The sequence below is a fragment of the Lacticaseibacillus hulanensis genome (assembly GCF_004010095.1).
In the GTDB taxonomy this organism is placed as follows: domain Bacteria; phylum Bacillota; class Bacilli; order Lactobacillales; family Lactobacillaceae; genus Lacticaseibacillus; species Lacticaseibacillus hulanensis.
Genome location: NZ_RRYD01000006.1, coordinates 43,759 through 68,096, shown reverse-complemented (window position 1 = coordinate 68,096; position 24,338 = coordinate 43,759). Strand labels below are relative to the sequence as shown.

14 protein-coding genes are annotated in these 24,338 nt (G+C 45.1%); 12 read left to right on the top strand and 2 right to left on the bottom strand.

Annotation, left to right across the window (positions count from 1 at the left end; genetic code table 11):
• Nucleotides 1–62: 62 nt before the first annotated feature.
• From EKN00_RS02430 to pglX (EKN00_RS02410), 5 genes are all read left to right on the top strand, one after another.
• Entirely contained in the window at nt 63–1,136 is a 1,074-nt protein-coding gene (locus tag EKN00_RS02430) for a hypothetical protein (RefSeq protein WP_127848556.1), read from the top strand.
• A 590-nt stretch (nt 1,137–1,726) separates the two neighbouring features.
• Complete coding sequence (locus EKN00_RS02425) at nt 1,727–2,320, top strand: DUF1819 family protein (RefSeq protein WP_164847994.1); 594 nt, start codon at nt 1,727–1,729, stop codon at nt 2,318–2,320.
• A gap of 1 nt (nt 2,321) precedes the next feature.
• Complete coding sequence (locus EKN00_RS02420; RefSeq protein WP_127848554.1) at nt 2,322–2,900, top strand: DUF1788 domain-containing protein; 579 nt, start codon at nt 2,322–2,324, stop codon at nt 2,898–2,900.
• Between the two features lie 25 nt (nt 2,901–2,925).
• Nucleotides 2,926–6,570: a BREX system P-loop protein BrxC gene (gene brxC / locus EKN00_RS02415; RefSeq protein ID WP_127848553.1), complete on the top strand. Its 3,645-nt coding sequence runs from the start codon at nt 2,926–2,928 to the stop codon at nt 6,568–6,570.
• 20 nt (nt 6,571–6,590) lie between these two features.
• A complete protein-coding gene (gene pglX, locus EKN00_RS02410; protein ID WP_127848552.1) occupies nt 6,591–10,229 on the top strand; it encodes a BREX-1 system adenine-specific DNA-methyltransferase PglX in 3,639 nt (1,212 codons plus the stop codon).
• Nucleotides 10,230–10,294: 65 nt separating this feature from the next.
• Here pglX (EKN00_RS02410) and EKN00_RS02405 read toward each other — a convergent pair whose 3' ends face one another.
• Both EKN00_RS02405 and pglX (EKN00_RS02400) read right to left on the bottom strand, forming a co-directional pair.
• Entirely contained in the window at nt 10,295–11,371 is a 1,077-nt protein-coding gene (locus tag EKN00_RS02405) for a tyrosine-type recombinase/integrase (RefSeq protein ID WP_127848551.1), read from the bottom strand.
• A gap of 73 nt (nt 11,372–11,444) precedes the next feature.
• A complete protein-coding gene (gene pglX / locus EKN00_RS02400; protein ID WP_277749622.1) occupies nt 11,445–13,505 on the bottom strand; it encodes a BREX-1 system adenine-specific DNA-methyltransferase PglX in 2,061 nt (686 codons plus the stop codon).
• A 110-nt stretch (nt 13,506–13,615) separates the two neighbouring features.
• On the opposite strand from pglX (EKN00_RS02400), the gene pglZ reads away from it, so the two are divergent.
• The 7 genes from pglZ to EKN00_RS02365 all read left to right on the top strand — a co-directional run bounded on the left by pglZ (nt 13,616) and on the right by EKN00_RS02365 (nt 24,283).
• On the top strand, nt 13,616–16,144 hold the full coding sequence (gene pglZ, locus EKN00_RS02395; protein WP_127848549.1) for a BREX-1 system phosphatase PglZ type A: 2,529 nt from the start codon (nt 13,616–13,618) through the stop codon (nt 16,142–16,144).
• A 22-nt stretch (nt 16,145–16,166) separates the two neighbouring features.
• Nucleotides 16,167–18,194, top strand: coding sequence for a protease Lon-related BREX system protein BrxL (brxL, locus tag EKN00_RS02390; RefSeq protein WP_127848548.1), 2,028 nt, complete (start codon nt 16,167–16,169; stop codon nt 18,192–18,194).
• A 197-nt stretch (nt 18,195–18,391) separates the two neighbouring features.
• Complete coding sequence (locus tag EKN00_RS02385) at nt 18,392–19,438, top strand: hypothetical protein (RefSeq protein WP_127848547.1); 1,047 nt, start codon at nt 18,392–18,394, stop codon at nt 19,436–19,438.
• Entirely contained in the window at nt 19,438–19,719 is a 282-nt protein-coding gene (locus EKN00_RS02380; RefSeq protein WP_127848546.1) for a hypothetical protein, read from the top strand. Before EKN00_RS02385 ends, EKN00_RS02380 begins: the two co-directional genes overlap by 1 nt.
• A gap of 171 nt (nt 19,720–19,890) precedes the next feature.
• On the top strand, nt 19,891–22,743 hold the full coding sequence (locus EKN00_RS02375) for an AAA family ATPase (RefSeq protein ID WP_127848545.1): 2,853 nt from the start codon (nt 19,891–19,893) through the stop codon (nt 22,741–22,743).
• Between the two features lie 249 nt (nt 22,744–22,992).
• Nucleotides 22,993–23,736, top strand: a complete 744-nt coding sequence (locus EKN00_RS02370; protein ID WP_127848544.1) for an ATP-grasp domain-containing protein — start codon at nt 22,993–22,995, stop codon at nt 23,734–23,736.
• Between the two features lie 91 nt (nt 23,737–23,827).
• On the top strand, nt 23,828–24,283 hold the full coding sequence (locus EKN00_RS02365; RefSeq protein WP_127848543.1) for a GNAT family N-acetyltransferase: 456 nt from the start codon (nt 23,828–23,830) through the stop codon (nt 24,281–24,283).
• Nucleotides 24,284–24,338: the final 55 nt, after the last annotated feature.

Genomic DNA, 24,338 nt, shown 5'->3' with positions numbered 1-24,338 from the left:
TACTGAAGTTGGAAGGCTTTAGTTGACCTAGGAGAATGGCACAGTAAAATTGGAGGAATATCATGAAGTTCAAGTTTAAGCGGTATTGGGTATTACTAGTGTCATTACTAGCTTTGCTCGTGATCACCGGATGTGGGGCTAAGAAAACCGCTAACAATGACAACAAGGGCTATGACACGGCTATTTCTATAGGTCTCAGTGCTGTTGCCGAGGATGACATGGATAAGGCCGTCACTTATTTTGAGACGGCCCTTGACCAGAAGGCTAAAGACAAGAAGGCAACGGTCTATCTTAAGCAGGCTCAGGGTTATCTTAATGTGAAGAAGGACGTTAAGAACGGGGAACTGAAAAAAGCGAAAGATAAAATCAGTTCACTGGTAAAAATTAAAAACGGCTCAGCGGCACTTTCACGTAAGCTAAAAGCCCTGAAGAAAGACGTTTCAGCCAAGTATAAGGAGTACACCGCTGTCGAAAAGCAGCTGCACGACCTAGAAGCAGCACTTAAGGCTAAGAATTATACACAAGCAAAGCCAATCGCCGAGGCACTGAATAAGATTGATTGGGACAAGAAGACCTACCTGAAGAAACTGCAAACTAAGGTTAAGCAAAGCACCGACGCTTATGATAAGGCTGCGGCGGTAGCAAGTTCTAGTACCGCAACCAAGTCAGCCAACAGCTCATCCGACAAGGCAACCAGCAAGGCAACCAACAGCAAGGATCATGCCGACGCTGAGTTTATGCGCAAGCTAATTGCCGATTCTGGTTTGGGCTACACGGTGGCCCAACTGGAAAAGATTCCGGACTCAGCGATTTTGGCTGCAACTAATAAATCAGACGCTGCAGGCGGTGACCCTAGTTATACTGGGTCGTTGCTGGCGGATCAGTATCCAAATATTCTTACTTCATCAGACTCAGATTCAGGTTCGATTGACGATGCAGATAAAGAGATTTGTGAAAACATGAGACAGAAAATGATTGATGATGGGTACAATGCTGACGATATCAATAATATTCCGGACAGCTTAATTATGAAGGCCATGGCGGGGGTAGGTAATGCTACAAATTCTGATTTGGCACAATCAGAAGAAAACGTTAGAAAACTAGCGGGCCTGCCTGCTCCTGACCCTGAATATTAAGCAACACGGATGTAGCGGCTATTATAGGCAACATGGCTATTAAATGTTACCATTCGTTCTCACCATGGTATTACTTGCCGATTTGATGAGCGAATGGATGAACCTAGCATTCAACAGGAACTTGTTGAGGGTGATTAAGTGACGTTTATCCAGTTCAATAATTCCACCGAGAGTTAACTCTGGTATACGTTAATTATTGGAGAAGATGGCACCGTCAGCTTAACCAACTGGACGGGATACATTCATGAAACGCTTGGTAACTGGAAGAAGTTAGAGACTGTTAGGTCGGGTTGTAGGTGAGTGGAATATGTCGCCATACGCCATTAAACCTCTGGTAAATCAGTCCTATAATTATCCATTGCTAAGAAAAACAGCCGGATGATATTCCTAGGCATAATTTAAAGAATAAGCTAAATAAAAGCTCTCGAAAAATCTCATCAATTTCGAGGGCTTTTTTAGTTCACTCGACTTCTAGAAAACAAACTTAATCTCGGCGATGATGGCGTTTTCTAAACATGTGCCAAATATGCTCTACTATGTGCCAAAATTTGATAGAATATAGTTTAGTACATATGAGGGAGGACCAAACCTTGGCAAAATACAGTGCTGGGATTAACAAGAATGGGTTTTGGCTCAATGAACTTGTGACAGTTGCAGAGATGCGACTGGATGGTGATGATTGGGCCGCCATTAAGTCCGCAATGGTTGATGACAATGTTTTACTCATTTCGTCAAGGCAACGGGCAACGCAAATGTATGGCGTCATGAACCGGCGCTTATCTTCATTACCAATGCCCATAGTTGATCGCATACCAACATTTGATCTGGATAGCCAGAAGATTATTAATTTAATTGCAATCATGAACACCGAGTTGCTCATAAAAACATTTGTTGTTGAGCAATTTCGCGATGAGTTGATTCTAGGTGACTCCACGATTGAACCCTATGAGATTCAGTCTTTCTTTGATCATCTGCAGGCAACTCATGAAGACGTTGCGCAGTGGACTGATCAAACCATTCACAGATTGAGCAGAACTATAAAAAACTATTTGAAAATGGCAGGTCTGGCCGTGGCCGATGGGGATAATTTGATTATTCAGCGGCCAATATTGAGTTATGAACTTGAATCATTATTACATGAGGAAGGCTACAGCGAGTACGTTACGGCGCTGACAGGCATGTAGGATGGATAAACTAACCGAAGATTTTGCGAAGTTACGAGATAAAATTAAGTCGCCCTCGTTTCAAGCTAACGAGGGGCTTTCTAACGAAGTAGGGTATTACATTTTTAGCTATGACCCTAGTCAGGAAATGCGAGTGCGTGAGGAAATCAATAATCTGATTCAAACACTGCCACCAATGCTTAATGGTGCATCGATTCAGGTTTTCGATTTGTTCAAAATCATGATGAGCATAGTCGATGAATTTGGTTATCGGAAGCAATTTGAAGAGTTTGAAAAACAGTACGGAATGACATTTGTCATTGAACAAATGGAACGATTGTTACGAATGAACAGTGAAAGCAATCGTATTGTGGAGTATATTCAGCAACATCTTAGACCTGGAAAAATAATCATATTTTTAACTGGAGTTGGTGCTGTATTTCCGTTGGTAAGAGCACACAAAGTGCTGAACACGATGAATCAAATTATTGATGAAGGTCCGGTTGTAATGTTTTATCCGGGAAATTATGACAGTGTACGGCTCGAGATGTTTGGTGAATTGAAGGATGACAACTATTACCGTGCATTTAGTTTGAATTAGGAATGTGTGACAGGGGGAACTATTAATGGAAATTAAAGATGTTTTTTTGAAGCCGATTGACCGCCACATCCAAGGGGTGATTAAGATTGGTCAAGACCAGGATAACGTCTTGCAGCAGGAGCTGGACGAATATGTCGTAACTAACGAGTTGCAGAATCTGTTTGCACGTTTTTTTAGTGCATATGAACGCAGTCTTAACGAGCCGACTGATGAAATGGGTGTTTGGATTTCAGGGTTCTTTGGATCAGGTAAATCCCACTTCATGAAGATTATTGCTGATGTTCTGGAAGATACTCCAGTTGGTGGTAAGAGGCCGGTTGAGTACTTTCAGGATAAGATTGTTGATCAGATGACACTAAATCAAATGGACCGTGCTGCAAGTGAGCCGACTGATGTGATTTCTTTTAACATCGACGCGGTGTCTAAGGCCTCGGCTAAGTCAAAGGACAGCGCAATTCTGGATGTTTTCTTGCAAGAATTCAACAAGAGCCAGGGATTGTCTGATACAGCTTGGATTGCAGATCTTGAGAGGCAGCTAATTGCTGATGGCAAATACGATGATTTTCAGGAATACTTCAATGCACACAACACGCACAACCTGGTCTGGAATCAGGACGGACGCGAACTGTATGCCTTTAATACCGGTGCAATTAAAGAGGCACTAGTTGCGTCTGGGTTTATGAATGCTGCGGACGCGGATGGATTCACGCAACAGTGGAATACACCATATCCGATGAGTATTGCTGAATTTGCACAGTTAGTTGCAAAGCATATTGAATCAAGCGGTCGGCGTGTGGTCTTTCTAGTGGATGAAGTTGGTCAGTTTGTTGGGGACAGTGTTTCCCTCATGCTTAATCTCCAGACGATGGTGGAACAACTGGGGATAGCAGCTAGGGGCAAGGCTTGGGTCATCGTAACGTCTCAGCAAGCAATTAATGAAGTAACGAAAAACGTCAATGGCCAGGACTTTTCTAAGATTCAAGGACGGTTTAAAACTCGTATCAACATGAGTTCCGCTAACGTTGATGAGGTTATTAGAAAGCGAATTCTGGCAAAGAATGAACCTGCGCAGCGGGCTCTAGAAACGGAATACAGCGGGAATTCGGCTTCTATTAACAATAGCATTGATTTTGACGGGGAAGTAACGCGCACGCGGTATACATCTGAAAAAAACTTTGCCGATAACTACCCATTTGTGCCTTACCAGTTCAACTTGCTTCAGGACGTGTTGACTGCGATTCGGACACATGGCTCTTACGGTAAGCATCTGTCAGAGGGTGAGCGGTCAATGCTGGCTATTTTCCAAAAGTCCGCAAAGGCAGTGATGCATGAACAGACAGGGATGTTGGTGCCATTTAGTTTGTTCTTTGATGGTCTCGACCAATTCTTGGATAACACACACCAGATTGTCATCACAAGAGCCCAGGAAAATGATGCAATTAACCCCAGCCATGAAGACAACCCATTTGCAGTTCAAGTACTGAAGACTCTATTCATGGTGAAGTACGTAAAGAACTTCAAAGCAACTTTGACTAATATCACCACACTGATGATTGACAGCATTGATTCAGATCGGGTTCAGCTACAGAAGAATGTCCAGAATGCTTTGAACATACTAATTCGGCAGAATTTGGTTGAAAGAAACCTTGGTGTTTACGTCTTTTTGACTGATGCTGAACAGGATATTAATCAGGAAATCGAAAATCAAAGTGTTAGCCCTGCTGAGGTTGCAGGTAAGCTTGGTGAGTTTGTTTTCAGTGGGAACATTATTAGGAATAAGTATTCATACCCGAAATTAGGCGGACGCTACACCTTTGCACTGAACGCCTACATTGACGATACACCAGTTGGGAAGACAAGCAACGAACTATCCCTGAAGGTTATCACACCCTTGCAGTTTGAGCTGGCTGATGAAACCATGCAATTGATGTACTCAGCAGGTGAAGGGGCTAAATCGGTTCTGATTGTATTACCATCGGGGCAAGCCGACCAAGAATACATTGATAACACTCGTCGTGCCTTGAAAATTGATAAGTTTTTGCGCTCGAATTACAGCAACGCCGATGCTGAATTTCAGCTTCTCAGTCAAGCACGCTCAGTTGAACGGACAGAACTGCAAGCTGAAGCTAAGCGACAGGTGACTAATGCATTGGAAAATGCGAAACTCATTGTTGGCGGTCAGTTGCTTGAATCCAAGCGTGATTTTGAGACGCGGTTAAAAGATGCCGAGCAGGCGTTGGTTGATAATAATTACCGGAATCTCAGCTATATCACCGCCGCAAAGGGCGAAAAGGATATCATGCAGTTGCTCGCTAGTGGTGACTTGGTCGAAACAAGTGAAAACGAGTTAGCGGTTAACGAAGTTGCAAACTACATTCAACGTATTAATCAGACTCAGGCGCACGTTACGCTGCATACAGTATTAGATCAATTCAAGCGTATTCCGTATGGCTACACAGAAGAAGACATCGAGTGGTTGCTAGCTAAGCTATATGCATCGAGCAAGGTAAAGTTGACGTACAACGGGGTTGTTGTTTCTAGGGATAAGTTTACGGATAAGGGAATTACTGATTTGCTGACCCGCAAGCAGAATCTTGACCGTGTGGAACTTCAACTACGAAAGGTGACCTCAGAGCGTGATTTGCGCTTATTCCGCGACATTGCGCGTGACGTCTTTAATAAGACGACATTTAGTTCGGATAACATTGATCAGCGGATTGTGGAACTGAAGGCTAAAATTACGACTGATCTGCATAATTTGCAGGATTTTGCCAAGAAAAATGTTAGATTCCCAGGACAAAATATTATTAGCAACGGAATTAATCTGCTGCAGCAATTGATTGAAACGAATGATACGGACACATTCTTTAGCAAGCTGCGGGCTATCAGTGATGAACTGCTTGATTGGCACGATGACTATGAGGATAGTGGTGTTTCTGATTTCTATATGAATCAATCTCAACAGGAAATTTGGAAAGCTGGTCTGACTGACCTGGACATCTACGAAGCTTCCAAGGAATTTATCGCTGATGACAAGTTGCAAAACATTGTGGCTGAGTTGACTAAGTTACTGCGGTCCAACAAACCGATGGGCAACACGCCTAAAATTGGGTCACTAGATAAAGAATTTGATACGCGGTTCAGTGAAGTATTTGACGTTGAGGAAGAAAAGCAAAATGCCGAAATTGAGCGAATTCAGGCAGACGGATTGGCGCGCTTTGACCGGGCTGTCGTAAGTGATGAGTACAAGCAGCACATATCGCAGTCATTTAAGAATGAAATTAATGAGATTAGAAACCGTAACGCTCAGGATATTGGGACTCTACGCACAAAATCGGACCGTGCTCGCACTGTATTAGACCGAAATTCACAGGATTTGCAGCGAGAGGTACAGCGTTTTGCCGATGAAGAATATAAGCGGACACATCCTACTACTATTACTGTAGTAGACCCGCAGCCGACGCCTACACCACAACCAACTGCTACGCCTAAACCTAAAACGAAGCCGGTTGCTACCACGAAGTATCTAAATTACGGGGAACTAGGAGCAGAACAAACCTGGGTATTAAAAGATGAGCAGGATGTCGATGCGAAGTTGAATGAACTACGCAAAATTCTGATTGCGAAGCTTGATGAGAAGGATACTGCCGGAATTGAACTAACGCTTTAGTTCATTGAAAGGATTCATGAATGGACAAACATGTAATTGAAAAGTTTGCCGTAAACGCGCGCAAACACTTGATTGAGGAAATTAAGTTACGCCTGGCACAACTCGGAATTGACGATAAGGGTGCTAGTGACAAAGAGGACCGTTCTACACGGGAGGCAGAATTTTACGCTAGGCAGGATCGGCCACTTACTGGGGATGAAATCTCCTGGCGTCGGGCGATTGTGGACCGGTTAAATAAAGCCGCTAAGAGTGACAAATGGTCAGTGGCATACAACGATTTAGTTGAGGAAGTGGCGTATACCTGGTTTAACCGAATCGTTGCAATTCGTTTCATGGAAGTTAACGATTATCTTCCCAGCCATGTACGTGTATTGTCATCTGCGGATGGGCGGAATGAACCCGACATTATGACCGAAGCCATGGCGATTCCTGATGACTTAGGTGGTTTTAGTGCGGCGGAAAAGCAGTTGTATGATGACGCTTGGGCAACGCAAGAACCTGCCAAAATGGACAGCTTGTACCGTATGTTGTTCCTAAAGCAGGTCGATGCCCTTAACCAGAATCTGCCGAAGTTGTTTGAGAATACTGACGACTACATGAAGCTTTTGTTCACCCCCAGCTATAACAACGGCGTGATTAAGGCGCTGGTGACGGATGTGCCGGAAGCTGATTTTGACGTGCAGCGTGAAGGACAGGTCGAAATTATTGGGTGGCTGTATCAGTATTACAATGAAGAACCCAAAGACGCCGCATTCAAAAAATCTAAATACACGCGTGCAGAGATTCCAGCAGTTACTCAGCTTTTCACTCCGGATTGGATTGTGAAATATTTGGTTGAAAATTCGCTTGGACGACTTTGGATTAATCGGCTAATTTCAAATGGTGACGAGCGTGAACCAGCAACAATTGCTAGTGAATTTGGGTGGGCATACTTTATGCCAGATGCAACTCAACCAGAACAGGTTAGCTTACACTTACGCGAAAATGATCAGCCCCTCAATGGGCTTACTTTGGACGAAATAACTTTTATTGATCCATCAATGGGATCTGGACACATTTTGGTATACGCGTTTGATGTCTTCTTGCAACTTTACGAATCTGAGGGGTATAGCCGACGCGAAGCTGCGTTAAGCATTGTTGAGAATAATCTTTATGGTTTGGACATAGACACTCGTGCTTACCAGCTCACCTACTTTGCATTGATGATGAAGCTGCGCCAGTATAATCGACGATCTTTGACACTAAATATTTCGGTGCATGTTTTTGATGTTCCACAGCTGAATTGGAGTCAAGATGACCTTGATTTAGTAATCAAAAGTAGCAATAGTGTAGGAAACAAAGATAATTTAATTAAGTTGATAACGATGTTTGAGTCTGGTGATGAACTTGGTTCGGTCATTAGTTTTCCAAAGAGTTTTGATTTACAGACGTTAATGAAAATTTCCAGTGATGATGCGGCTAACGGTCAACTATCGTTAGAAGCAACTCATTTGACCGAGTTACGAGGCGAACTGCAGCAAGCAATTACGGTTGCTCAGATACTGTCGGCACGCTATACGATTGCCGTGACAAATCCCCCTTATATGGGATCGGGTAAAATGCCAAGTGTACTCCAGAAGTTTGTGAAGAAGAACTATCCAAATAGTAAGTCTGATTTGTTTGCCGTCTTTATGGAACGGTTGCATGAGTTTACTGAAGGCGCAGGGTATTACGCAATGATTACTCAGCATCAGTGGATGTTTCTATCTAGTTTTGAGAATTTACGTGTACTTCTACGTAGAGACACCTTAATAAATTTGGCACATTTGGGAACGAGGGCATTTGAAGAAATTGGCGGCGAAGTTGTTCAGTCAGTAGCGTTTGTGTTTAAGAAGACACTTACTGATGATTATTTGGGTACTTATGAACGACTGGTAGACTTTGATTCACAGCAAAAGAAAGAAAATGCATATTTAGATGCGGTCTCAAACCCGCAAATTAATTATGTGTATCGAACTAACCAAACGAACTTTGAGAAGATTCCAGGAAGCCCAATTGTGTACTGGGCTCCGATATCATTAATTCAAGATTTTGTCGGTGGCCTACCCATGGATAAAGTTGTCAAACCAAAAGTTGGCCTTCAGACAGGTGATAACAATCGCTTTTTACGTCAATGGTTTGAAGTTAGTTTTGATGACATAAAATTTGATGCAACTTCGATTAATGATTCGGTCTTATCAAACAAAAAATGGTTTCCATACAATAAAGGAGGATCTTTCCATAAATGGTATGGAAACTACGATTACGTGGTTAATTGGGAACATGATGGACGTAAGATAAGAAACTTTACTTGGCCGGACGGCCGGACACGATCCGTTATCAGAAATCCAGATTATTACTTTCGTGAAGCGATAACCTGGTCTTTAATTACAAGTGGTGGATTCAGTATGAGGTATCGGGAGCCAGGAAGTATACATGATGTTTCTGGTATGTCTGCCTTTTCAGAAAGCCATGACCACTTGTTAAGAATACTAGGGCTAATGAATACACCGATTGGAAACTATGTATTTAAAATGCTAAACCCAACTATCAATTTACAGGTTGGTGATTTTACGAATTTTCCTGTATTAAGAGATGTTACTGATTCTTCAGCTCAAGACAGATTGATAAATCATTTGATAAATTTGGAGAAAAAAGATTGGGATGGTTTTGAAACCAGTTGGAATTTTGAGAAACTAAATTTATTTAACCATATTGCTGACCATAATCGAAATTGGACTGTTGAGGAGGCATTTAACGACTGGAAGAAAGAAGCTGATGACCGTTTCAATCAGTTGAAGGCGAACGAGGAAGAATTAAACCGTATTTTCATTGATTTATATGGTTTACAAGATGAATTGACACCGGAAGTGGCGGACAAGGATGTTTCAGTACGTCGTGCATGCTATGAACGTGATATGAAGGCATTATTGTCCTATTTTATTGGTGTCACGTTTGGCCGCTACTCACTAGATGTACCAGGACTGGCGTTTGCTGGTGGCGATTGGGATGCCAGCAAGTATACTTCTTACATTCCAAATACCGATGATGTGGTAATGATTACTGATGAAGACTACTTCGGTGATAATCGTGACATAATCAATCGGTTAAAGGAGTTTTTGACGGTAACGTTTGGCGAACCACATTTGCAAGAAAATCTTGAGTTCATTGCTGGTGCTCTTGGCAAGAAGGGGGACAATGCAGAGGCTCAAATACGCAAGTACTTCTTAGATGATTTTTATAAGAAAGACCATCTATCAACATACCAAAAGCGCCCGATATACTGGCAGCTTCAGTCTGGTAAGAAGAACGGGTTTAAGGCGTTAATGTATCTGCATCGTTATGATGAAAATACGATGGCGACAATTCGGACAAGGTACTTGCACCCACTACAAGCGGCGTACGAAAACCGCATCACTCAGCTTAGAAAAATGCTCGATCAGGGTTTAGATGGTCGGGATAAGATTGTGGCTTCAAAGGAGCTTGATAAGGTTCTTTCCCAATTAGATGAACTAGTTAAGTACGACCAAGTATTGCAACATGTTGCTAATCAACATGTGGTTTTGGACTTAGATGATGGTGTTCTTTTAAACCATGAAAAAGTACAGTGTGGCGAAAAATTACTGGCGCCACTCAAATAGATTCAATGCAAAGGCCCGTCGAAAAAATGTCGACGGGCCTTTGTTGTGCCTTGAAATGTGCCAAATTATAAATTATCTAAAATTGAAATAATTTTATCGTTATCTTGTTCTTCTAATTCTTTAATTACGTGCAGATATGTCGCTTGTGTCGTGGTGATGTTTGCGTGCCCCAAGCGTTTTGATACCGATAGAACGCTGACACCTTGATATAAGAGTACTGATGCGTGAGTATGTCTTAACCCGTGAAATGTGATTCTTGGAATGCCGAGCGATTTCAAAATTGAGGTAAGGGTTTTGTTAATTTCAGCACTGACAGGAGCTGGGGTGGTCGTTGCAAATATTGGTTTGGCAGTCGTGCTCATTGTAGCTGTATATTGCTTTAGTTTAATAAGTGTTCTTGAATCAACTGGGATTGTTCTGACTGATGCTTTGTTTTTGGTAGGTTTAAATCCGGTATGGTATTTGTAATCCCAGGTACGGTTGACGGTGACTGTGGCGTTGGCAAAGTCAATAGAATCTAATGTCAGACCAACAATTTCAGCGTAACGCATACCCGTTACAGCAGCCAAGTAGATAATCATTTTCTCCTTGTCTGCGGTATCGAGATTGTTTACTAATTTTTGCCAATCCGCGTAATTAAGGGCTTTTTGTGGGTGAATTATACTTCTACCAGTAATAACCGTTCTGCGTGTTGGATCGGTTAGAATAATTTTTTCATCAATCGCATCCAAGATTGCAGCACGTATTTGTTTATGAAAAGTTGCGACGGTTCGGGGCGCATGTTGACTAGCAAATTCATTGATTTTTTCTTGATATAGAGTCCGATTGAGTTCACGCAGCGTGATTGTTCCGAAAAGGCGTTTGATATGGCTTAAGGTGTTATTGTATTTTACTAGAGTGACCTCTGATACAGAATTTTCTTTGTATAGCTGAATCCATTTTTTAAAGTATGTGGATAAAGCTATATTCCCATCACGAAAGCTGCGTACATCAATATAGTTAGACCTGACTTGGCTTGCGGCCAGTTCCGCCTCAGCTTTTAGTTGGAAGCCTGACTTCCTTATTTTTTTGTACTTGCCGTCTAAATCTTTGTAGGAAATCTCATACTGCCACGACTCCCCACGCTTTCTATAACTAACCATTTTTTCCTCCTTGATTATCTACTTGCTACATTTGGCACCTTCTTGGCACAAATGTATTTTAAGATAGGTCGATTTAGGGGGGAGGTTGCTTATGGTCAGCAATATCTGTTAAAAAAGAAAGAGTGGTAAAATCCCATGACAGTTCAGACACGTTCCAATCGGCTCTAGTGAGCTTTATATTTTCAATAGATTTTTTCTCCGAAATATTTCTTATTTTTTTGCTTGCATTTAATACTGGAAATGTTTGAAAATTTCCTACTTGAAGACTTATTGTTGGATTAAGCATATTAAAAACATAATCACCAATCGGGGAATTCATTAGTCCCAATATCCAGAATAATGAACTGTCATTTTCATTTGTTATCGAAAAAGCGGACATTCCTTTAACGTCATGGATTGAGCCAGGTTCACGATAACGTAGAGAAAAATGTCCGCTATTCACATCAGACCAAGTTATCGCTTCACGAAAGTAATAATCTGTGTTTTGCGGCCGTGATCTTAGTTTGCCTTTATCATCTCTAAAATTTCTGATTTCACGTCCATCATGTTCCCAATTAACCACGTAATCGTAGTTTCCATACCATTTACGGAAAGATCCTCCCTTATTGTATGGAAACCATTTTTTGTTTGATAAGACCGAATCATTAATTGAAGTTGCATCGAATTTTATGCCATCGAAACCAACCTCAAACCATTGACGTAAAAAGCGATTGTTATCACCTGTCTGAAGGCCAACTTTTGGTTTGACAACTTTATCCATGGGTAGGCCACCGACAAAATCTTGAATTAATGACCTCGGTGCCCAGTACACAATCGGGCTCCCTGGAATCTTCTCAAAGTTAGTTTGGTTAGTTCGATACACGTATTTCAATTCTGGATTATTAATAGCATCAATAACTCGTTGCCGTTGGATTTCCATACCACCCTTAAAATCGGAGAGCTTAATGTAAGTACCCACATGTTCAGTACTAGAATTTTTAAGCACAAACGTGTTAATGGGAACCGTTGCTTCTTCAAAAGCCGAATATTCCATTTGTACAAGACTGGAAATAGAGAATTGATCAAGTATGGCAATTCTGAGGGCCTCGTAAGTCTTAATAAACATCCAAACAAATGGCGTCATGTATGCTGAGTATCCATTTTTCACTGTCATATTGACATTAATCCAAATAAACACCGAGAACATGTCCCCAGAGTACGCGTTGTAGTTTTTCTTCACGTAATCTTTTAATGGCTTGTCCATCCGATTCAAGTATGGCGGGTTAGTTACTACTACTTCAAACTTTGTCTGTAATACATTAACGATATCCACTACATCTAGTAGCTTCACAATTTTCTGATTTGTGCCAAAAATGTCTAAACTGGATGCTGCTAATGCAGAGGTCAGCTCATTTTTTAGCGTAGGTACGTCAAAATTTCGATTCAACTTGATTATTGACCCTAACATCCGCGCATTAGCGAAGTCGTTAGCAATTTCCGTTAAATCCTGCTTGATTGATGATGCCACTGCTAGTCCGTCAATATCTTCCTTGCTTATGTTGTCCGTGTCTTCAAATACGTAAATATTTGGCACAATATTCATCGTCAATGCTCGGCGGTGGTACTGCCGTAACTTCATCATTAATGCAAAGTAAGCAAGTTGATACGCACGTCGATCTATTTCCAGACCGAACAGGTTATGCTTGATTATGCTGATTGCAGCATCACGGTTTGAATACCCCTGTTCGAGGTACATTTCCATCAGCACGTCAAAAGCGTACACCAAAATGTGCCCTGAACCCATGGCGTTGTCGAGAACTTTAATCTGGTCAAGCTCAATCTGGTTGTCAGCAGGAGTTAATTCACCAGGTAAGAGGTAATCCAGTTTTTCGGCGATTGCCGAGTCCCCGTTGTGTTCCAAGTAGAAACGTCCGAGTGAATTGTCGACCATGTACCGTACCACCCAATCTGTGGTAAATAGCTGGGTTGCGGCAGGAATATCGCTCTTTTTGACTGCTCCACCATTAATGTTAACGACCGCATTATGGGGTTCTTCATTGTAATACTGGTACAGCCACCCAATAATTTCGACCTGTCCTTCGTGCTGCACGTCAAAATCAGCTTCCGACACATCCGTCACCAGCGCCTTAATCACGCCGTTGCTATAGCTGGGGGTGAACGATATTCACGGAATTTAATAGTCAATGGAAGTGCTGTCAGCTATACTAGAACTAGTATTTATGCGAGTAGAGAGTGGGTAGCAAGATGGCAGAATTGAATGTAGATGAAATAGTCGCTGGTTTGACGGCAAAATTTACCGATAGCAAGCACTTTGTTGTGTGGTACGACGAGATGGGGAGCTTTGCTTCGGACATTGACGAAATTGCTAGCCGATTACCAGATGGTGTCGAAGTCATCAAGATGGCAGAAGATGAACAGTTTCAAACCAAGATGAAGCTTACTGAAATCAATCGTGCCGGTGGGGCGGCTCTAGTATATTCGCCAGCTCCAGAACCGTCATTGGAGCGTAATTTTTTGGCGGACTTTATTCGCTTTGGGTCAAGGTACACTGCTGATGCAACAGCAATGCTTTTGGATCAGTTGAATCTGCCAAATTCCATGCGTCCATTTGTCTTGGCACAGCGCAAGTTCTTCAACAATAAACAGCGTGCCAGTGAGTTTGCACGGATGTATAAGCCTAACAATAAGCCTGAGTTGGTTGAGATGGCAGTATTGACCAAATCCAGTGAGGCCACATTGATCAATGTGCTGCAAACAGTCGCAACTTCGAGCATTGGGGATGACAACGATTATTTGCAGTTGTTCGCCAAGTATGAGTTGCTTGATGATTTCTGGGATATTGTTGACCAAGCATTTGTCTTCAACAACATAAAGCATGACCTGCATCAATTATTTGCAGGGCTGTTTTTAAACTTCGCATTTAATGAAGCCCAATTGGAATTACCGTCAAAATTAAATGCATACGCCGCGGAAAATTTGAATAATGCAGTGGCCTTTATTGAGCGCAGCCGGGACAAGAAGAGCCTCGATGAGACGATGCAACTACTCGCTGAGGAAGTCTGGCAGTATATTGGTGGCGCCACGATTTTCCAGCATGTTGAAATGGAGTCCTTGGTTAAGATCGATGCCTTTGCGCCTATTGATGAGACGATTATTAGTTGGATGGTTGGTCGCATCAAAGCCAGAGACTTTGGGGTAAAAGCGGGCCGACTTTCACTAGCCGAGATTGTTAATGTGCGTGTGCGGATGAATTTTGGGGATAGATACAAGGATGCATACGCGGCTATTCTCTCGGCTCTAGGTTTGCTCACTTCTAAAACTGAGTTACCACAGCGTGATTTGGCCGAACAGATAGAATGGTATACGGAATCTGGTTACATTAAAGATCAAACGTACCGTCATTTTGTTGCACTTGCGAATGGTTTGCCAGCGATGGAGCGGGAATTAGTTCGTGAGTTAGCTGGGGTCGTTGAAAGCCAATACATTAATGAATTCCTAACGCCAAGCATCCAGAATTGGGCGGAAGTGTACGCGGCAGATTCCGTCAGTCATGACGAGCAACAGCGGAATTTTTATCAGTACTATGTTGGCAGTAAATCCGATTCGCGTACTGTTGTAATTATTTCCGACGCCTTCCGGTTTGAGGCAGCCAAGGAGTTAGAGGCAGAACTTAACAATCAGGATATGTACCATGCTGAGATGAGTTATGCAATCACTGCTCTGCCGTCAGTGACGTACTTTGGCATGCCTGCCTTGCTGCCAAACCACCAGTTGGAATATGTTCAGGACACGACTGTGTTGGTTGATGGACAAAAGGCTAATACGGAGGAGGCTCGACGGCGAGTCCTGCAGCAGCAAAATCCTGCAAGCGTGACGGCACAGTTGGATGATTTTCGAATTAACATGAATTCAGATCAGCGAAAATCATTTTTGGCCGATGAGAAGGTCGTGTATCTCTATCACAACCAGATTGATACAACTGGTGAAAAACAGAAGCAGGAAGATGAAACGTTCACGGCCACAGCGACAGCAATTGACGAAATTGCTGATGCTGTGCGCCTATTACGGAATCTGAGCGTCCGTAATATCATCATTACTGCTGATCACGGATTTATTTATCGCGCCTCTCCGATTGACGAGGCGGACAAAATTGAAGTGGATGCGCCAACCGACCGTAAAGAACAAAGATACGCAATAGCAGCCGACCCAATCGAAGCTGTGGGTGTTAAGAGTCAACGGTTAGGAGAGCTGCTTGGCAATGACGATTCTCGCTGGGTGAGTTACCCGACTAGTGGTCGGATATTTAAGGCACCAGGTGCGGGGCAGAACTATGTGCACGGCGGGGCTTCACCGCAAGAGATGATTGTGCCCGTTTTGCAGATTAAGACACAATCTGGGAAGTCTCAGGCTGTCTCTGTTGAACTTACTGATGTTACAAGTGGTGCTCACCGAATCACCTCACGTGAAGTCATCGTACGTTTGAATCAAACTCGTGCAATTAGTGAGATGGTTACGGCGGCGCGTTACTCAGCTGTTTTTGAGGACGCGCAAGGAACACCAATATCTGGTGAGATTCAGATGAATGTGGACAGTCGAGATATCAATCCAAGCAATAGATTATTCACACGACGTTTCACGCTGGCAGATCAACCGTTCGTTAATAAGGAAACGTATTACCTTGTTTTGAGAAACTTGGACAATAATACTGAAACGAAGTACCCATACACGATGGACCTAATTACGGGAGGAGGTTTTGGCTTTGACATCGGATAACGAACATACAGGTGATGTAGGAATGAACGCACAGTATGATTTGCTGGATAAACTTCAAGCCAACTTCCCGGGAAGATTCGTGCGTAAGGACTTAACCTCCCGAATTAAGGAAGGGGCGAACGTTCCAACCTATGTACTGGAATTTTTACTTGGTCAATATGCAAATGGCTCAGACGAGGATCAGATTGAGCGTGGGGTAGAAAGTGTAAAGAAAACGCTCGCCAACAATTACGTGCGTCCTGACGAGGCCGAGAAGGTTAAGTCGAAGATTCGTGAGTATGGTGCATACACGGTAATTGATAAGCTGACGGTAAGTCTAAATACAGCTGAAGACCGGTATGAGGCAGCGTTCAGTAATCTCGGTATTCAGCGAGTACCAGTAGACGAGGATTACGTTAAAAGGTATGAACGGCTCCTGGTTGGTGGCATTTGGTCAATTGTTCGTCTGAGTTATGACCACGAAGGTGAAGATTCCTTCATTATCGACAGTTTGACGCCAGTTCAAGTTCCATACGTCGACATGAACGAGATTTACGATGGTCGTAAGCAATTCACTACAGACGAGTGGATTGCACTTATCCTGCGTACTACGGGCATGGAACCCACGCAGCTGACTAGGCGTGAACAATGGCTACTTGTTTCCCGGCTCATTCCATTTGTTGAGAATAATTATAACCTGGTAGAACTTGGCCCGCGCAGTACCGGGAAGTCGCATGTCTACAAAGAGTTATCGCCTAATTCCATTTTGGTTTCAGGTGGACAGACGACCGTCGCAAACCTGTTTTACAACATGAGCTCACACAAGGCCGGGTTGGTCGGACTGTGGGATGTTGTTGCCTTCGATGAGGTGGCTGGAATTAAGTTTAAGGACAAAGACGGCGTGCAAATCATGAAAGATTACATGGCATCTGGTTCCTTCGCTCGAGGCCGTGACCAGATTCAGGCTTCAGCGGGGATGGTATTTGTCGGTAACATAGATCAGAGCGTTGATGTGTTGCTTAGAACATCCAGTTTGTTTGACCCATTCCCAGAAGCAATGGCAACAGACACGGCATTTCTTGATCGCATTCACAACTACTTGCCAGGTTGGGAAGTACCAAAGTTTAAACCCAGCCACTTTACTAGCGGGTTTGGCTTCATCACTGATTTTTGGGCTGAGGCAATGCGTGAATTGCGCAAAATATCCTATGGGGATGCCTTTGATGAATACTTCAACTTGGGTACTAACCTGAACCAGCGGGACACCATTGCCGTTCGTAAGACAGTTTCCGGGATGATTAAGCTCCTGTATCCAAATGGTGAGTTTACCAAGGACGAAGTTGCTGAAGTGCTTGAGTTCGCCCTTGAAATGCGGCGGCGAGTCAAGGAACAGCTGAAGCGCATTGGCGGGATGGAGTTCTATGATGTCAATTTTTCCTATATTGACAAAGATGACCTCAACGAGAAGTTCGTGTCAGTGCCGGAGCAGGGTAGCTCAACCCTGATTCCAGCTGGTACCCTTAATCCAGGTCAGGTTTACACTGTCGCGTATGATGACACCAATCGAATTTGCCTGTTGAAGCTTGAATCACAAGTTACCAGTGGTAACGGCAAGCATGATTGGACAGGTACTGGCCGGAGCCATGGAGCAAAAGAGGCAATGGACACTGCCTTTAAGTTCCTTAGTGCAAACTATCGGTCGGTGGATCAGCGTATTAATCCGGGCAAGAACGATTTTGTGGTGAACGTGACGAACCTGAACAATTCAGCTTCATCCGCTCACCTTTCGCTCGCAACCTACATTGCGTTAATCTCCATCGCGACAGGGCGGCCAGTACAAGATCAGATGGTAATACTGGGCGATTTGTCAATTGGTGGGTCTATCCAGCGGCCTGAAAATTTGGCTGACACCTTACAAGTAGCGGCCGATTCCGGTGCCAAGAAATTACTCATCCCAAGTGCGTCCATGGTAGATATGGCCACAGTTCCAAGTGATCTCATGGGAGCATTTACTCTTGTTATGTATAACAGCCCTGAAGAAGCGGCGTTCAAGGCTTTGGGTGTTCAATAACCAATCTAATCACCGGCAATTTCGTATAGTTGCTCGGTGATTTTTTCTTCAAATCAGCTATGGTAGCAGCAGCTCTGCACAAATTAGGAGTCAGAGCGTCCATAAAAGTTTGCTGATATCTATATTTGCGCGATAATTGTACCGAAGACTATCACGACGTTGCTGCCAAATAACTTTTTATGAAAGCGTGTAGTTCTATGACAGATTGGCACGAATTAGCAAATCAAAAGCGCATCACCCTCGCCCGCCCCGATGCCGACACCCCCAACCTCCTCCACCTAACCGGCAAAAAGTTCGGCGACATCCGCTTCAAGGGTAACCAGCTGAAGGGGATGACGTTCCTGCAGGACGGTGCGCGGACATTGACGCGTTTGTTCATCAAGGAGGACGCACTGCCGCCCGCGCTGATTAAGAAGTTCGAGGACCGCTTTGACTACAAGTTTGCCTCGGTGACCGAGGACGTGACCTCTTGCCTGGTGCGGAGTATGGTTCCCGACGCGGATTTTCCCTGCGTCGCTTACCAGTTCGCCGCCGTCGAGGAGAACGGCAAGGTCATCACCGGTGCCACTTCGCCCAACTATGTCCGCGACGGGATGCTTGAGGTGATTCTGGCTGACCTAGACCGCAACCCGGTGCCGTATTACCACTATCGCGTCACGCCCGCCGAATTCGAGGAGCGCATTGGGCGGTGCAGTGACAACGCGCTGGTGCTACGGAACATGACTGAATTCTACGCACGTTATGGCGTGCCTGCCGCGCAGGCGCAGCGGTTCATCGTGCAGCAGGCCGGCTTTGATTTGCTCACCGGCAACATTGACCGCAAGCGAAATTACGCCAATACCATCTTTCTTGCCGAAACCGCCGACAAAGTGCTGCCGCTGAACTTCGACTACGGGCGGTGCCTGCAGAGCATGTACAACGACACGGCCGACAAACGGTTTGCGTCTGGCGCGGAAACGCTCGATGACGAGTTGGTGTCCATGTACCTAGAGGACTTCTTCAACGACTGTGGGGGCATCCTCGGGTGCAGCCGCGATTACGCGACCAACGCGCAGTTCATTGTGGCCCATGGTTTTACGCCGTTTAAAGTTGACGTTGCCCGGCTGCACGCCGAGCTTGCTGCGTGCAGCAAGCGGGTGACCGCAGTCCGGGCTGAACTACGCTACTTTGTGGAGCTCAAGTCCCAGCTATTACTCGGGGCGTTGCGCGATGCGCGGAATCAGCAAATGTGGGAGGCGGTCTAATGCGCATCATCTTCAAGGTCTCGGGTAAGCCAATCATTGCAATCACCACGGATGTCCAGAATACCAAGTTGGCAGAGGTTAACATCTACAATCCGTTGCTGGCCGAAATTGCCTTTCCCAAGGTCGTCAATCACCCGACGATTGCAGATTTGGTGGTTATCTTGCGCAGTTATGCTGACCTCGAGGGGCAAAACGTCAATCTTGACCAGATTGTCGCGGCGACCGGCGGCAGTATTCCCTATATCGAGTTTCGGCAAAATCTGAGTGTAGAATTTGTATAGAAGGAGTCGGCAGATGCCGGCTTTTTTGATATTTAAGATACCTGTTTTTGCATAAATGTAAGGTCTTTGGCAGCGGTTGCATTGTTATAAATAATTTGGTATTATGTATCAGCTCCAAAGCATTCATTTAGTCCAGTTGCTTTTGTACTTGCACACAGAAAGGCGGGGTTAATGACGGCAGAAGAATTTATTTGTGGTAACTGCGGGAATCGACTAACGGGGGAGGAATCCTTCCTGGTTTTTTCCGACTGTACCTTGATCTACACGCAATGCACGGTGTGTCGGCAGTTCGTTTTCCTTGAAGTGGCGGCTGAAGTCGATAACCAGAAGCTGCGGCGGAAACTTTTTTACAGCAAGGCCGGCGATGACATGCTGACCATTACGTACAAGATTAATAATCGCGAATTGCCGCGCGAGGTCCGGATGCAGGCGGTCAAGGCCATGCGCATGCTTTTCGACAACTTTGCCGAAGACGACTCACTCAGCGAACTGACCAAGATTTATCTGGCCGCACCGTCGACAAATAATCCGCTCGGTTACGATGCTAATGAGGCGACCAAATTCATCCGGGCCTTTCACGCAATGTTCCGCCAAGACGAGAATGTCCGCTCCGAAATCAACGTTGACGCGGCGACCTGGCTTCAGCAGCACCGCCTCGACGTTACCCTGACGCAGGCCAGTCTTGCGGATCAAAGCCGCATCAATAACCCGTTACTGATGCTGGTGGCGGACCTATCAAACAACGCCAAAGTCAATATTCCTAACCTGGGAGGCGAGAGTATGGCGAATGAGAAAAATGATGATGAAAAAGCAGCACTGCTTGGCGGTCCGACGACGGCTGCGGTCATGGCGACGACCGCGCGCATGTTCAACAACTACACGGATAATAGTGGCCAGCTGATTAATTTTGCGCGCGTCACGGAAGAGATGGTACCCCAAAAGCCGTCACTGATTGAAGCGACCGCGTATAGCTTCTTCCAGAACCACCCGGCCGCGGAACTGGTTCTGCCAGGTCCCGAAGGCATGCAGTTCTTCGCTGAAGATTCCAAGAAGCTGCAAATGATTCTCGCCAGTGATGCGCGCGCGACGGTGGTGATTGCCACCAAGTCAAAGCTGGCTTACGAGCTGTTTCTGACCCAGGTGGCCCGGGATTTGGCCACCTCGCCACTGCCGCAGCTGCGCAATGTGAGCCTGCTCAACGTGAAGACGAGCACCAACTATCGGTTTAATCCGCACCTGCGCTATGTGATGCAGATGCTGCCTGGGAATACAGGTGATGACAAATTGATGGCGCCAAAGTATGAAAGCCTGCGCCTGATGACGGGCAACGACCAGCCGGTAAATGGGCGCCTGTACAGTATCGTCAAGTTCCCGCTTAGTCCGCTATCGGTCGACCTGGTGGCATACATGCTGCACGCATACGCGCCGCGGTACGAGCGGCACCACAACGTCGCGTTCACGGACAAGGCAATTACGGCCATCGCCAGTGGTTCCCGGACGATTTTGGCTAAGGCCCTTGACCCAGAAAAGGCGCTGCTGCTGCTGGACCAGGTCGCCGCGGTTTGTTCGCCGGGCACGGGTAAAGACGTTGAGAAAGTGATCATTGATGACGATGCGGTGCAGAACGTGTTCGCCACGCAGTACCACACTTTTCCAACGTCAGTCCTGGACCGCGGCATCGTGCGCGGGCTGGAAGCAAAACTGAATAAGCAAGTCATCGGGCAAAAAGATGCGGTAAAGTCGGTTGCGAAGGCGATGGCGCGGGCCAGCCTCGGGTTCAATAACCCGAATCGGCCAATTGCCTCGTTCCTGTTCGTCGGGCCAACGGGGGTCGGGAAAACCGAGCTGGCCAAGCAGCTGGCCCTCGACCTTTACGGCAGTGAAACCGAATATATCAAGCTCGATATGTCGGAGTTCGCCAATCCGCAAGATGGAATATACAAGCTGATCGGTGGTGCGCCTGTTTGGACGGGCAGTAAGAATGGCGGGAAGTTAACCAACGCCTTGGCTGCGCACCCGAACGCAATTGTCTTGTTTGACGAGTTTGAAAAAGCCTCGCCGGACGTGCACAACCTCATGCTCCAAGTTCTCGATGAGGGCCGAATCACCAGTGGGTTAGGCCAAGTTTTCTCCCTCAAGTCGAACATCCTGATTTTCACCTCCAATGCGGGGATGGAGAGCGCGGATGTGGTTGCCGGCTTTGGTCAACAGAATGCCGAGACCCGGTACGTCTTCTCCAAAGACAAGTTCGAAGAGACGTTCCCGAAAGAACTGCTGAACCGCTTCTCTAGCATCGTTGAATTCCAGCCGCTCGCAAAATCTTCGCTGAACGAGATCTTCGCAATCAAGATGCGGCGCTACTACAATTTGCTGGCAAAGCAGGGCATAAGTTTGAAACTCGATTCAAAGGCCCAGCAGCACATCATTGACCTGGGCTACAACCCAGACATGGGGGCGCGGCCGCTGGAACGTGCGATCGACGATGCGCTGATTAGCCCAATTGCGGATTTGATGCTGGCAAACGATGCCGTTAAGACTATTACCGTGACGGTGGGCAAAAGTGGCAAGCTCAAGCTGACCGCTGACAGTGGTGTGCCAAAGCCAACGACCGACGCGGTTCTGTATGTCGACGGCGCGTATAACCCGAAGACAGACACGTACGCATACGGCGCCGTACTAACGACGAAAGGTAAAAATACGGAATTAGCGGGCGCAGGCCATGACAAGACGAAAACAGGTATGCGGGATTATGGCCCGCAACTGGATGGTGTCCTTGCTGGATTGCACAAGGCCATCGAGTTCGGTATTACCGAGATAACGATTGTTTATGATTACAACGGCGTAGAGGGTTGGGCTGCGCGAGACTGGCAAGCTAACAACCCAAGTAGCCAGGCGTACAAAAAAGAGGTGCTGGATCTCCAAAAGAAGATTAAACTCTACTTCGTGCACCAAGGCGGCGCCTCAACTGGACTTAAGCGGCGCGCAAATCAGTTGGCGAAGAATGTTGTCGGTTTACACGGTTAATCAATTAGCGACTTTCAATATTAATTAATTCATTGGTCCTGCAGTTGCGCTTAGGTGCGGCTGCAGGGCCTTTTTGGTTTGCTACGGGAAGAGAAGATTAGCTGTTGAAATTTCACCGTTTGTAGGATAATGAGGCTAAAGAAATTCTCTTTGGCTGGAAGTTGGTAATCATGATTTCCATTTTGATTGTCAGGCTCTTCAGCTTGCGGTAGTTACACAGTTTAATTCTTCAGTATGAGGTGAAGTGTAATGACAGTTTATGTAAAAAAAACAGATTTCCCAATTGAGGCAAACATTAATCCATATACTGCTGCACTCGGATTTTATCTGCGTGGAGAGCAAGTTGTCTGGTACCATGACCAGGCAGAAATTCCGCGATTAACTGCTGACGATGTTGTTGTTGACTATGTGATGGAGACGCAGATTTTTCTGGAAAAAATGGGAATTATTGCGCCGCACTTTGATTATCCTGAGTCCTTGCAACCTTTCATGGGGCGAAACATTCACCAAGGTACAATTGGACAGATTGTTAACCATCCAGAAAATTGGGGTGTCTTTATTAAGCCAGTTGATACCGAAAAATCATTCACGGGTAGGGTGGTCAAATCCGCCCATGATTTGATAGGTATCGGTGCCCAAAATCAATTTCCAATTTGGATTAGTGATGCGGTTGAATTTCTTGCAGAATGGCGGGCGTTCATTGTCCAAAAACAAGTTGTTGATGTGCGCCCATATCAGGGGGACTATCACATACATTTTGATGGCAAGGTTTTAGATGCAGCAGTCAAAGCTTGGCAGAGTAGTCCCATAGCATATAGTTTAGACATTGGTGTAACAAAATCTGGTAAAACATTAGTGATTGAAGTTAATGATGGCTATTCACTTGGTTGTTATGGCCTGAATCCGTACAGTTACGCCATCTTTTTGGAAAAAAGGTGGCACGAGATAACTGCTCCGTATTTCGCGGTTAATGACAGCTTTGTTTTAGGCTAGTTGTCTCTAATATAGGGAACCAACGTTGTGCGATTGTGCCCAATCAGAATGCTAAAATCGAGTGTATTCGCGTTAAGGAGAGAGTTAATTCGTGATTAATTACAAGAAATACACCGGCAATCACCGCAATCAATATTTGCGTCTCCTCTTAATCGGTGATGAGGATGCAAGCAAAGTCCGCGAATACATCAATCAAGGCGCTTTGTTTATTGCTGAACAGGATGAAAAGGCCGTGGCTGTTGGATTGATTATTCCAGCAACTGAGCGTGCTGTTGGCGAACTCAAGAATATTGCCGTTGATCCGCTGGTCCAGGGTCAAGGAATCGGAACCAGATTGATGGCGTACATGTTTGACCAAGTTCGTGATCAGTATCGTTCCATCTTGGTGGGCACAGGGGATGCTGATGTGCAGAATATTCTGTTTTACCTTAAAAATGGCTTCCGCTTTTCTGGAATCAGGCATAATTTCTTCGCTGATTACGAAAAGCCGATTATTTCTAATGGCGTCGTGCTGAAGGATATGGTCTTGTTGACGAAGAAGCTGTGAATGGCGCGCCCGTAACGTTTGAACTGAGCATTTTAGATACAAAGAAGGGCAGGCT

What these genes read in the sequence shown, in the direction of transcription:
- EKN00_RS02370 (WP_127848544.1), top strand. Translation starts at nt 22,993, where the DNA reads ATGACAGTTTATGTAAAAAAAACAGATTTCCCAATTGAGGCAAACATT.
- EKN00_RS02375 (WP_127848545.1), top strand. Translation starts at nt 19,891, where the DNA reads ATGACGGCAGAAGAATTTATTTGTGGTAACTGCGGGAATCGACTAACG.
- EKN00_RS02420 (WP_127848554.1), top strand. Translation starts at nt 2,322, where the DNA reads ATGGATAAACTAACCGAAGATTTTGCGAAGTTACGAGATAAAATTAAG.
- pglX (WP_127848552.1), top strand. Translation starts at nt 6,591, where the DNA reads ATGGACAAACATGTAATTGAAAAGTTTGCCGTAAACGCGCGCAAACAC.
- EKN00_RS02380 (WP_127848546.1), top strand. Translation starts at nt 19,438, where the DNA reads ATGCGCATCATCTTCAAGGTCTCGGGTAAGCCAATCATTGCAATCACC.
- EKN00_RS02430 (WP_127848556.1), top strand. Translation starts at nt 63, where the DNA reads ATGAAGTTCAAGTTTAAGCGGTATTGGGTATTACTAGTGTCATTACTA.
- pglZ (WP_127848549.1), top strand. Translation starts at nt 13,616, where the DNA reads ATGGCAGAATTGAATGTAGATGAAATAGTCGCTGGTTTGACGGCAAAA.
- brxC (WP_127848553.1), top strand. Translation starts at nt 2,926, where the DNA reads ATGGAAATTAAAGATGTTTTTTTGAAGCCGATTGACCGCCACATCCAA.
- EKN00_RS02405 (WP_127848551.1), bottom strand. Translation starts at nt 11,371, where the DNA reads ATGGTTAGTTATAGAAAGCGTGGGGAGTCGTGGCAGTATGAGATTTCC.
- EKN00_RS02385 (WP_127848547.1), top strand. Translation starts at nt 18,392, where the DNA reads ATGACAGATTGGCACGAATTAGCAAATCAAAAGCGCATCACCCTCGCC.
- brxL (WP_127848548.1), top strand. Translation starts at nt 16,167, where the DNA reads ATGAACGCACAGTATGATTTGCTGGATAAACTTCAAGCCAACTTCCCG.